This window comes from Maribacter sp. PR1 (assembly GCF_028464145.1).
In the GTDB taxonomy this organism is placed as follows: Bacteria; Bacteroidota; Bacteroidia; order Flavobacteriales; family Flavobacteriaceae; genus Maribacter.
The window spans coordinates 277,094-289,585 of record NZ_JAQPCG010000004.1; the positions used below are offsets into that span (position 1 = coordinate 277,094).

The 12,492-nt window shown below is 37.3% G+C and carries 11 protein-coding genes; 10 read left to right on the top strand and 1 reads right to left on the bottom strand.

Annotation, left to right across the window (positions count from 1 at the left end):
• Window positions 1–125 precede the first annotated feature (125 nt).
• The 9 genes from PP182_RS10240 to PP182_RS10280 all read left to right on the top strand — a co-directional run bounded on the left by PP182_RS10240 (window position 126) and on the right by PP182_RS10280 (window position 10,193).
• Entirely contained in the window at window positions 126–971 is an 846-nt protein-coding gene (locus PP182_RS10240; protein WP_272651149.1) for a universal stress protein, read from the top strand.
• 458 nt (window positions 972–1,429) lie between these two features.
• Window positions 1,430–1,885: a pyridoxamine 5'-phosphate oxidase family protein gene (locus tag PP182_RS10245; RefSeq protein WP_272651150.1), complete on the top strand. Its 456-nt coding sequence runs from the start codon at window positions 1,430–1,432 to the stop codon at window positions 1,883–1,885.
• A 72-nt stretch (window positions 1,886–1,957) separates the two neighbouring features.
• The gene (ppsA, locus tag PP182_RS10250; protein ID WP_272651151.1) at window positions 1,958–4,354 is read left to right on the top strand and encodes a phosphoenolpyruvate synthase; all 2,397 of its coding nucleotides are present in this window, start codon (window positions 1,958–1,960) and stop codon (window positions 4,352–4,354) included.
• Between the two features lie 169 nt (window positions 4,355–4,523).
• Entirely contained in the window at window positions 4,524–6,617 is a 2,094-nt protein-coding gene (pta, locus tag PP182_RS10255; RefSeq protein WP_272651152.1) for a phosphate acetyltransferase, read from the top strand.
• A gap of 17 nt (window positions 6,618–6,634) precedes the next feature.
• Window positions 6,635–7,819, top strand: coding sequence for an acetate/propionate family kinase (locus tag PP182_RS10260; RefSeq protein WP_272651153.1), 1,185 nt, complete (start codon window positions 6,635–6,637; stop codon window positions 7,817–7,819).
• A gap of 449 nt (window positions 7,820–8,268) precedes the next feature.
• On the top strand, window positions 8,269–8,481 hold the full coding sequence (locus PP182_RS10265; RefSeq protein WP_272651286.1) for a BON domain-containing protein: 213 nt from the start codon (window positions 8,269–8,271) through the stop codon (window positions 8,479–8,481).
• A gap of 784 nt (window positions 8,482–9,265) precedes the next feature.
• Entirely contained in the window at window positions 9,266–9,595 is a 330-nt protein-coding gene (locus PP182_RS10270) for a YtxH domain-containing protein (protein ID WP_272651154.1), read from the top strand.
• A 5-nt stretch (window positions 9,596–9,600) separates the two neighbouring features.
• A complete protein-coding gene (locus PP182_RS10275) occupies window positions 9,601–9,951 on the top strand; it encodes a hypothetical protein (RefSeq protein ID WP_272651155.1) in 351 nt (116 codons plus the stop codon).
• Window positions 9,948–10,193: a DUF6327 family protein gene (locus PP182_RS10280; RefSeq protein WP_272651156.1), complete on the top strand. Its 246-nt coding sequence runs from the start codon at window positions 9,948–9,950 to the stop codon at window positions 10,191–10,193. Before PP182_RS10275 ends, PP182_RS10280 begins: the two co-directional genes overlap by 4 nt.
• Window positions 10,194–10,208: 15 nt before the next feature.
• Here the strand turns inward: PP182_RS10280 and PP182_RS10285 are convergent, their stop codons facing one another.
• The gene (locus PP182_RS10285; protein ID WP_272651157.1) at window positions 10,209–11,279 is read right to left on the bottom strand and encodes a response regulator; all 1,071 of its coding nucleotides are present in this window, start codon (window positions 11,277–11,279) and stop codon (window positions 10,209–10,211) included.
• 324 nt (window positions 11,280–11,603) lie between these two features.
• On the opposite strand from PP182_RS10285, the gene PP182_RS10290 reads away from it, so the two are divergent.
• Complete coding sequence (locus PP182_RS10290; protein ID WP_272651158.1) at window positions 11,604–12,398, top strand: patatin-like phospholipase family protein; 795 nt, start codon at window positions 11,604–11,606, stop codon at window positions 12,396–12,398.
• The last annotated feature ends 94 nt before the right edge of the window (window positions 12,399–12,492 follow it).

The window sequence follows — 12,492 nt, forward strand, 5'->3', positions numbered from 1 at the left end:
TATAGCCGTAGGATAGCGGAATAAAAATGATGAATGTCATAAGCTTCAAATACCTGTATGACATTCGTCATTTCAAGTAAAAATGCCTCTGTCTAATTTTAGAAAGTTGTATCTAAAATTTAGCGATGAAAACAATTCTGTATGCTACTGACTATTCTGAAGAGTCCATTGCCGCGTTCCATTGGGCTAACTTAATTAAAAAGAAATATGAGGCGAATTTAATTGTGGTCCACGTTTTTAACGACCCTGTTTCTTTGGCTAGTCCGGTTTCTATGACCTATCTTAAAAAAGAAAAAAGTAAATTTCTGAAACATGGGACGAAATTGAAAAATTTCTGCGAGAAACATCTTGGACATGAATTAGATAATTCAGATATAAAAATTATGGTTGACGAAAATAATTCTGTTTCAGATGGTATCTTAGAAAAGGCAATAAAGTTGGATGCCAATTTGATTGTGTTAGGAACGAAAGGATCTAGTAAGGGAATAGAGTTTCTTTTTGGGAGTACTACAAAGGCCCTGATAAGAAAATCATCTTGTCCAGTTTTGGCCGTTCCTTCAAAATCAAAAATTTCATCAATAGGAAGAATAGTATATACAACCGATTTTGAACAAGCCGATATTTTTGCCCTCAATAGGCTAATTGATATTGCCAAAAAATTCAATGCCGAAATAAGGGTAGTCCATATTACCACGAAAAATGAATATGCTGGTGAAGAGCAAATGAATTGGTTTCAAGAAATGTTATTAGAAAAAGTGGTGTCTCCCAAACTAGAATTCGAGCTCATTTTTTCTGACGAAATATTGGAAGAATTAAGTTCATATGTTGAAGATTCTGAAGCAGATCTATTGGTAATGTTAGAACGGAAAGAAGATAGTTTTTATCAAAAATATCTGCAGAAAGATATGGTAAAGAGAATGGTAAAAAATATTGAAGTTCCTTTACTCAGCTTTAATGTGAGAGGTCTCTAATACTTTTGACAAATCTTCCCTTACCACTATACTTTCCGTGGCATTCAGCTTATGACCCCATCTGTGCGCTTTCCAAAATCGTTGTTTTGAGTTACCAAAATGGATAGATAATAAAGGTAGTTGAAACGTTTTTTGATATAGGAATATGTATTTCAAAGACAGAATGGATGCTGGCGTGCAATCAACTAAAAGGTGAAAGCAATATAAGAATGAAGTAGTTTTGGCCATATCGCAATGTAACAATTGAACCTGCTTCTATTTCTAGAATAGCAAAATTTACCTATTGCCTTACTCGATATGAGGGACTTATATTCTTCTTAAGGATACATGTTTATTTTGATGTTTTTAGTTATATAATTTTAAATAAATATGTATTCCCAGTTTTTTTCTAGATGACCAATGTCATATGTCCTTCCCCTTGTAAAAACTAGTTTTGGAAAAAGAAAAGAATCTAGGCCATGAGAAGAAATTTAGAACCCGCTGAAAACATTGAAATTCTGTCCAGCAACTATATAGGAAACTTAGCATACATATTGGGAGCAAGTCCCTATATAGTGCCAATGACCTATTATTATGACAAAGTAAGCAATACCATTACAAGTTACTCTTCTGAAGGACACAAGATTGCCGCAATGCGCAAAAACAATACTATAGCTTTAATGGTAAACCAAATTAAATCAGTAGCGAATTGGCAGACTGTTCAAGTACATGGCACTTTTGAAGAATTAAAAGGTATTGATGCAAAACATATGCTTCATGAGTTTTCGGAAGGTGTAAAAGATATTTTGAGTCGCAACGAAGGGACAGACACCGAATACATTAGTGAGTTTTCGGCCAAGATTGAATCGGAAGGTTCGCCCATTGTATTTCGTATTAAAATCAATGAGATTACAGGTAAGAAAAGGGAATCTTAGAAAGGTCCTCCATAAGTTTATGTGTAAACATTTAGCAAATTACCTCCATTAAATCCAAAAATCCTCTTTGTAATGCTTATAAAAAAATTCAGTCATATTGGTATCACGGATATTTCATCTGTAGGAGGTAAAAATGCCTCTCTGGGAGAAATGTATAATCAATTGTTACCAAAAGGTGTAGGCATTCCCAATGGTTTTGCCAGTACGTCCACTGCTTTTTGGAATTTCTTAAAGGAAAATGATATACAGCAAGCTCTGGAAAATATCATATCAGGATTGGACAGGAAACAGTATATGAATTTAAACCTAATAGGTACACGGGCAAGGAACTTAATTCTTAAAAGCGAATTTTCTAAAGCATTTTCTAAAGCAATTATACTTGCCTACAAGGACCTTTGTGGTAATGGTGAATTGGCCGTGGCCGTGCGCAGTAGTGCAACGGCAGAGGACCTTCCCGATGCCAGTTTTGCAGGTCAACACGATACTTTTTTAAACGTAAAGGGAGAGTCGGAGCTTTTGGAGGCTGTAAAAAAATGCTTCTCCTCTCTCTATACCGATCGCGCCATCAAATACCGAGAGGATAAGGGATTCAATCACAAAGATGTTGCCCTTTCAGTAGGTGTACAGCTTATGGTACGTTCAGATAAAAGCTGTTCGGGTGTCGGTTTTACCATAGAACCGGAATCTGGCTTTGAAAACGTTGTTTTACTCTCAGGGGTCTGGGGCTTGGGTGAAAACATCGTACAAGGCACCGTAAACCCAGACGAGTTTTATGTCTTTAAACCCAACCTTAAGAAAGACATTTACCCCATTATTCAGAAAAAACTGGGCAACAAAAAACTGACCATGGTCTATGCCTCGGAAAATGAAAAGGAAACCACCTTCAACATCGATACTCCATTAAAGCAGCAAGAACAGTATGTATTAACCGATAATGAAATTATAACCTTGGCCAAGTGGGCCTTACTAATAGAGGAACATTACCAAAAACCCATGGATATTGAATGGGCCAAGGATGGAATCACAAAAGAATTGTTCATCACCCAGGCCCGTCCAGAAACGGTCCATCATACCAAGAATAAAAACATACACGTAGAGTATCAACTGTTGAAGGAGGGCAAAGTAATGGTAAAAGGAGATGCGGTAGGGTCCAAAATCAAAATTGGCAATCCTGTACTTTTGAACTCTCCCTTAGAAGCAGGACCTTTGACCAAAGAGTCCATTATTGTGACAGACACCATTACTCCAGATTGGGATCCTTTGCTGAAAAAGGTTGGCGGAATTATCACAAATAAAGGCGGCAGAACCAGTCATGCGGCCATAGTTGCCCGTGAATTGGGCGTTCCGGCAATTGTAGGATGTGGCAACGCTACCGAAAAAATAGTCAACGGCGAAATGATTACTATGTCCTGTGCCCAAGGAAAGATCGGGTATATCTATAAAGGGGAACTCCCTTTTGAGGAGCGCGAAATCGATTTTTCAGGCATCCATCTTCCAAAAACAGAAGCCAAAATGATTTTGGCCGATCCCGAAAACGCTTTTCAACTTTCATTTTATCCCAATAATGGAATCGGTTTATTACGGATGGAATTTATCATTACGCATTCCGTCCAGATACACCCTATGGCCTTGGTGAAATTTGATGAAATAAAAGACTCCAAAGTAAAAAATAAGATAGAGCAATTGACAAGCCAATACGCCAACAGGACCGACTATTTTGTTGATAAACTAGCGGAAGGAATAGCAGTTATAGCAGCGGCCTTTTATCCAAAAGAAGTCATTGTAAGGTTAAGTGATTTTAAGACGAACGAATATGCCAACCTAATTGGGGGATCGGATTTTGAACCCTTCGAGGAAAATCCTATGTTGGGTTTTAGGGGTGCATCACGGTACTACAGTGATTTATATAAAGATGGTTTTGCCCTGGAATGTGCCGCTATAAAAAAAGTACGGGGAAAAATGGGGCTACTGAATCTTAAAGTGATGGTTCCTTTTTGCAGAACTGTCGAAGAAGGTAAAAAAGTGCTTAAAGTGATGGAAGATAATGGACTTAAACGTTCCGAAAATGGTCTGGAAGTCTATACCATGGTAGAGATTCCAAGCAATGTTATATTAGCCGAAGAATTTGCAAAAATCTTCGATGGGTTCTCTATTGGGTCTAATGACCTGACCCAATTGACATTGGGCATTGATAGGGATTCTGAAATTATGGGAAAACTGTTCGACGAAAATGATGTAGCCGCCAAACGCATGATATCTATGGCAATTAAATCTGCAAAAAAATCAAATATAAAAATTGGATTGTGCGGTCAAGCTCCAAGCGACTTTCCCGAGTTTGCAAAATTCCTGATTCAAGAAGGGATTGATAGTATTTCCTTTAATCCCGATGCTTTACTTCAGGGTATTGAAAATATAAATACTGCCGAACAACACAAAGCCACTTTCGGAATGGCTGAAAGTAGCAATTAACACCCAATAAAAGTATGGATGTAATTTTTTAGTTTATTTTAGATTCTTTCAACAAATATGATACTTTAGGTAAAGAATTTACCTACTAAATTTCAGCTTATGTTTTTGGTAACTAAATGGGATTGCATCCAAGAATCCCATAAATTTGTAAGCCAAAAACCTTTGTCCTGTGAGTAAAGCCATTTATATTGCCACCACCGAGCCCAATAGTGGAAAATCAATTGTTTCTTTAGGGTTAATGCAGATTTTACTGGGGAAAGCGGCAAAAGTTGGTTATTTCAGGCCAATAATAGACGATTTTGAAAAAGGGGACATGGACGGCCACATCCATACCATGATTACCCACTTTGAGTTGGACCTAGAGTTTAAGGATGCCTATGCCTATACCAGAAGTGAGGTTATAAAACAAAAGAATCTGGATAAGGACGATGAAATTCTTGGCCATATTATACACAAATACAAGGCTATAGAAGACCGTTTCGATTTTATCCTTGTCGAAGGAACTGATTTTTCAGGGGAAGGTGCCATAATCGAATGGGACATCAATGTACTCGTAGCAAAAAATCTGGGTATTCCTACTGTTATCATTGCTAGTGGAACTGGAAAGAGCTTGGACGAACTTGTAGGTAATCTTTTTATGGCCTATGACTCTTTTAAGGAAAAGGGTGTGGAAGTGTTATTGACCGTGGCCAATAAAGTCGAGCCCGAAAATGTGAATAATGTAATTGCTGGACTACAAAAGAAACTTCCCAAAAAAGTGCTGGTTGGTGCCATTCCATTGAATCCAATATTAGGAAACCCAACAGTGAAAGAAATTTGCCAAGAACTGGAAGCAAAGGTACTTTTTGGAAAAGAATTTTTGAACAATCAAGCAGGTGGTTTTAGTGTTGGGGCCATGCAATTAAGGAATTATCTCACCCATCTAAAAAAGGATAGTTTAGTAATTACCCCAGGAGATCGGGCAGATATTATCTTAGGTGCATTACAGGCAAATATTTCCGCTAATTATCCAAATATTTCCGGAATAGTACTAACAGGGGGATTATTACCGGAGAAATCTATTGTTAAATTGATCAAAGGGCTCTCGGATATTGTTCCCATACTATCTGTTAAGGAAGGTACTTTTTCTGTCACAAACAGGATTGGAACCATACGCCCCAGAATCTACGCGGAAAACACCGAAAAAATCAATACATCCATACAAGAGTTTGAAAAGCATGTTTCTACTACCCAGCTTGCAGAACGGTTGATAACATTTAAGGCTGATGGTATTACCCCTAGAATGTTCCAGTACAATCTCTTAAAAAGGGCGAAATCGGCAAAAAAACATATTGTGCTTCCCGAAGGTTCTGATGAGCGCATTCTCCTTGCCACAAAGAAATTGATCGATGCAGACGCTGTGACCCTTACTTTATTAGGAAACCCGGTACAGATTAAAAATAAAATCTCAGAGTTGGACATGGGTCTGGATTCTACATCGATAAACATTATAAATCCTTCGGAATCACCTAATTTCCTAGAGTATGCCACTACCCTTTTTGAGTTAAGAAAACATAAGAACGTAAATCTGGCTATGGCAAAAGACCTGATGGAAGATGTTTCTTATTTTGGTACGATGATGGTATATAAAGGACATGCGGATGGAATGGTATCCGGTGCGGTACATACCACGCAACACACTATAAGGCCAGCGCTACAATTCATTAAAACCAGGCCGGGTGTTTCTATTGTTTCTTCTGTATTCTTTATGTGCTTGCCCAACAGAGTTACCATTTTCGGGGACTGTGCCATCAACCCCAACCCAACCGCGGAGCAACTTTCGGAAATTGCTATTTCATCTGCTTCTACAAGTATCGCTTTTGGTATTGAACCCAAAATAGCCATGCTATCCTATTCTTCCGGGGCATCAGGCATTGGTGAAGACGTGGACCGTGTGCGAAAAGCGACTGAAATCATCAAGAAAAAAAGACCAGAACTTAAAGTTGAAGGCCCCATACAATATGATGCCGCCGTTGACAGTAAAGTGGGTCTTGCCAAACTACCGGATTCACAAGTAGCAGGCCAGGCAAGTGTGTTTATATTTCCCGATCTAAATACAGGAAACAATACGTATAAAGCCGTACAACGCGAAACGGGAGCATTAGCTATAGGCCCAATGTTGCAAGGACTTAACAAACCTGTAAATGATTTAAGTCGAGGGTGTACCGTAGAAGACATTTTTAACACGGTTATCATTACGGCCATACAAGCTCAAGGTATTTAAAAATCCTTATGGAAAATATGAAAGTACTTGTTCTCAATTCCGGAAGTTCCTCTATAAAATTCAAACTTTTGCAAATGCCTTTGGAAAAGGTAATCTGTTACGGAATGGTGGAGCGTATAGGTGATGAAGATGCTCTTATGTGCTATAAAAAAGATACAATCAATATTCAAAAAACCATTTCAATAAAGAAACATAGTGATGGTTTAAACCTAATTGCCCGTTATTTGGTTCATCCAGAAAAAGGAGCAATTAAAAATCCGCAAGAAATTTATGCAGTTGGTCACAGGGTAGTACATGGTGGCGATTCCTTCGCGGAAACGACTTTAATTACCGATGCTGTAAAAAAACAAATTAAAAACTATTCTGTACTGGCCCTTTTGCACAATCCCCCAAATCTGGAAGGTATTGAAATTTCAGAAAAATTATTTCCGAAAGCCAAACAGGTGGCTATATTCGACACGGCCTTTCATCAAACCATGCCGATAAAAGCTAGAAAGTATGCCATTCCCAATAAATTTTATACCGAAGACGACATTCAGGTATATGGGTTCCATGGTACCAGCCATAAATACGTTTCCGAAAAAGCCATAGAATATCTTGGCATGGATACATCAAAGATAATATCCATCCACTTAGGAAATGGCTGTAGCATAACGGCTTTAGTTAACGGCCAAAGTGTGGACCACAGTTTGGGGTTTGCCCCTTCTAATGGCCTGATCATGGGCTCACGTAGTGGCGATATAGACCATGCAATCATTTTTCATATGGTACATAGTTTAGGATATTCCCTGGAAGAGGTAAAAGAAGTATTGAACAAAGAAAGTGGTATGTTAGGCCTAACAGGATTTAATGATTTGCGCGACATTCAATCAAAAGCCGAAAAGGGTAACAAAGATTGCCAATTAGCGCTTGATATGAACGCATATCGAATTAAAAAATATATTGGAGCGTATACCGCTGCAATGAACGGACTTGATGCTCTTATTTTTACTGCTGGAATTGGGGAGAACTCCTGCTTAATTCGAAGACTTGCCTGTTTGGATATGGATTACCTAGGTATTGAATTGGATTTAGTCAAAAATGAAAAAAAGTCAAGTTTGTTACGTGAAATAAATACCGATTGTTCCAAAGTCAAGATTTTGGTCATTCCTACCAATGAGGAATTGGAGATTGCAAAGCAAGTATATAAATTACTTTCATAGTCATTTATTGTTTCATATAGCAGTCCTATTGCTCCTTCGCCTATTCGTATTATTTTCTTCATGATATCTTCGGATATTATCGGCGCTATAATTTTGAACTCGTTCGTAACGTGAACGCATTAAATTTACATTCCTATATTTTGGTGGCAACTCATTTCTACGTACCCAAACACCCCCCTCCAAATAAATATAAGTTCTTGCATACAAGTCATAATACATGGTAAACTCAGGAAAATAAACGTATCTAACCACTTCTAGCCTTTTAGGATAGAACCATGGTGGTGGCGGATTATTCCCCTTTGAAGTTATAACAACTGGACCACAGCTGGCAAATTGCGAAAAAAACAATTGTTATCAGTAGCGACTTACTTAATTTTCTTTGTTTCATAAACTCTATTTTAGGAATTATTAATAGAATAGAAATAGCCCCTGAAACAAAAGTCAACAATATTAAAAGTCAAATTACAAAAGCCTCGGAGCGCTTGGTAAATCTGGAAGCTAAAGCCATACAGGTGCAGGTAGATGGAGATACGGTACAGCTAAAGGGAAGGGTTCATTCATTTAATGAAAGGGAACTTGCAGAAAAAACCGCTTATAAAGCACTTGGCCTGCGGCATGTTCAAAATGATATTGTAGTACAGTACTATCCTGAATTTGTTTAGTGGAAAAAAATAAAAAAAACGACTAAACTGACCTAGGTCATTTTGTACAAAAAAATAGCAATATACTTTAGCATTGTATTAAAAGAGAAAAAGTTCATCGGAAAATATAATATACTTAGTATTCGATTCGAAAACTAAGCTGTTAGATAAGAAGAGGTTACAAAAATCTATTTTAAACCATTTGTATCTCGAACGGATGTAGCAATGTATACCAGTAGGATTAATGTAAGTGGAAATTGGGTTGAAGAACATCTTCTAGGAAACCGAGGCACTTCGGTACCTCGGTTTCTTTTAATATATGTTATTGGCCTTTAGCTCCGATAGGAAAACAGGCCATAGTGTAACGGGAGATTCATTTAGTACCAAAATCAACTTTTAAGTCATTTTAGAAAAAAAGCGATTTACGAGCTAGATAGAAAGCATAAACAATTTCAAACGTTTCACGGAAACAGGAGATTTAGTTCTCCTGTTTTTTTATGTGGTATTGGCAATAAAATCGTCAAAATTATCTTCTAAAACTGATTCCAAAAAACATTCATTATTCTAGTTGAAAAGGTTTTCATACAAAAACCTTTATGTAATGCCCTAACTTTTAAGTGAATCCCCAAAACTCAACAATTTCAAAGAGGCCAAATCAAGAATGTTTACAACAAATAAACATTAATTAATACCACATAAAGCATCAAACTGACGAAGTATGACCAAAGTCATTTCATGTACATTTTTTCCGACCTATTTTTAGATAGAAAAGTTAATCAACATAATAATTTAAATACCAATAAGTATGACAAACGATAGCGGAAATGTTTTACTGGCACTATTAACAGGGGCCGCCATAGGTGCGGGAATAGGAATTCTTTATGCTCCCGATAAAGGCGTTGAGACACGCCATAAAATTAAAAGGAAAGTTGACGATACCACTCACGATCTTGCCGAGCGTATCTCTCACGCAAAAGATGAACTTACAAAATCGGCAAACGAAAAAAAAGATGCTTTCGATAGAAAATTGGATGAAGCCATCTCAACCATGAGCTACAAGGCGGATGATATTATAGAAAATCTAGAACGTAAACTTGAAGAGCTTAAAAAGAAGAATGCCCAATTACAAAAATAGCTAACATGGCTTTTGAAGAATTCAAAGAAGACCTCATGGGTGCGGAAGCCGATATGAGGTCCTATGTGGAGACCAGCGACGAGTATCTGAGACTCAGAATATTTAAGGTTCTTATGCTTTTTGTTACGTCAATCGCTCAATCATTGCTCATCGGTATTGGTTCCGTTTTTGCTTTACTCTTTTTATCGTTCGCCGCCTGCTTGGCAATTTCAGAATCCTTGGACAGTTATTATAGCGGTTTTATCCTAGTTGGCATTTTTTATGTACTTGTAGGCATTTTGTTCTATGTTTTCAGAAAGAAACTGAACGCTCCCATCCTAAAGAAATTTTCAAAATATTATTTCGAACAATCATGAAAAAGGAGTACAGTTCATTTAAAGAAGTAGATACACGATTAAAGATACTAAAGCTACAGCGGGAAATTGATCAGGAAAGCCTCAAACTTCATTATTACCATGCCAAGACAGATTTGGCTCCATTGAATTTAATAAAAAGTGTAGGTACGAATATTGGAACGAACAATACCTGGAAAAATTTGCTTTTGGCCTATTTCGCAAAAAAGGTAGTTGGCTTGATTCGTAAAAGGCGTCAATCATAAATTCAATTTTATTTTTCATCCGGAATCCGCAACATTTTCTAGTTCTTTTTTATTCAAAATAACAATTCTTCTACTGCGATCTGTGGTAATTAAACCTTCATCCTTAAAATCAGAAAGGGTGCGAATGGCTGTTTCTGTAGCCGTACCTATCATGCCAGCAAAATCTTCACGGGGAATAGACTTCCCATCTTCCGGTTTGTCTTTAATCAATCCCTTCTCATATAGCTCCAAGAGAGCCTTTGCGGCACGTTTTCGCACCGAGGCAAAAGCCATATCTACCAATTGTGTCTGAACATTAATTAGATTATTTGAAATGATATTGATGAATTTTTGGGAGACCATGGGGTTACCATATAAAAGTTTTAGAAAATCTTTTTTTGGTATCGCACCAATTTCGGCATCCTCCAAAACAACTGCATTCTCTACATAGGTCCCTGCCGCATGCAGTAGGGACAATTGTCCTATAAAGTCACCAGGGCCATAAATCCCAGTAACCAGTTCTTTACCAGACTCAGTACCCTTGTAAGTTTTTATAGCTCCGCTTAAGATAAAATAGAGCGATTGTGCATTATCTCCCTCCCAAAAAATTATTTCCTTTTTTTCAAATTGCTTTGCGGTACGGTTTTTAGAAAGTCCTTCTAAATCAACATATTCTGAAGCTTCCACCAAAAATGATTGGATACCCTCTAGTTTTTTTGAAATTTCCTTTTCTAAATTGTCATGCTTTTTCAAACGACAAGAAATCGCATCCAATAATTCTTCCTCTTCGAAAGGTTTGGTCAAATAATCATCGGCACCAAGGTTCATCCCCATCCGCCTATCCGACCTATCTGTTTTTGCCGTTAGGAAAATAAATGGAGTACTTGCCGTTCCAATATTATTGGCCAAAGACTGCAACACCTCGTATCCATCTATTTGTGGCATCATAATATCGCATAGTACCAAGTCCGGCAAAAATTCCATGGCCTTTTCCAATCCAATTTTACCGTTCTCTGCAGTTATTACGTTATAATTGGCCAAAGCCATTATCTCTGCCGTATTTTCCCTTACAGTTTCATTGTCTTCTATTAATAGTATTGTTTTCATTTTCTTCTATATTTAAGGGAAACCAAACGGTTATAGTACTACTTGTACCGGTTGTATTTAAAAAGTTGATACTTCCTTTCGTTAATTCCCTATACATTTAACCAGTTGAAAACCAAGACCAGTTCTTTGTAATTTTATTGCGCTACCTAAAAGAAAAAAATAGCGCTGAACTTTCTGTACATTGCTAAATAAATATATTACAGATATTTAGGTCAGGAAATGACATCAGTCATATTGAGGGTACCAAAACCTAATATGATGATTATCATATTAACCAAGGAGCTTGCTAATTATTTTTGATCGAGCTTTGAAAAAAAGTCGAGTATGAATATAGGTTTGGTACTTTCAGGTGGGGGCATACGGGGTGTAGCACATATTGGTGCAATCAAGGCGCTTGAGGAATTTGGTATTCGTCCATCCCATATTGCTGGTACCAGTGCAGGTGCCATTGTAGGCGCACTTTACGCTGGCGGTTGCAATTGGGAGGAAATATTGGATTTTTTTAAAACAACTCAAATTTTCAGTATTAAAAAATATGCAAGAAGCAAACCAGGGTTTGTGGATACTGAGAAATTCTATGACCATTTAAAGTCCTACTTACCTGAAGACAATTTTGCATCATTGGAGATTCCCTTATATGTCACCGCCACTAATCTTTTGGACGGTACCCTAAAAGTCTTTAACCATGGAGAACTTATTAAACCAGTTTTGGCATCGGCCGCCGTTCCAGGGTTATTTGCGCCAGTTCTATTTAAGAAAGGTTATTATGTGGATGGGGGTACATTAAACAATTTTCCTGTGGATCTCATTAAAAAATATTGTGATCAAATTGTGGGTGTCTATGTAAACCCCTTTGAAAAAATGAAGAAGACTGATCTTAAGCATGCCCACAATGTATTGGAACGTGCCTATCATATAATGGTAGCTAACGAAACCGTTCTTAAGTTTGAAGAATGTGATGTTTTGATTAGGCCAGAGCACATGGCAGACTTTAGTATGTTTTCCCTAAAGAATATGGATACCCTTTTTGAATTGGGATACGAATCGGCCAAGGAAGCCCTTATAAATAGCGATATTCATAAAAGTCTTGAAAAGATGGACAGTTCTAAAACGAACTAGGTACTAAATCGTATTTCTAAACTTTGTACCGCTATCCATATTGTATTAAAATTTCTTTTCTCCGGAAAAAAAAAGAAAAATATGAAAATGTTCT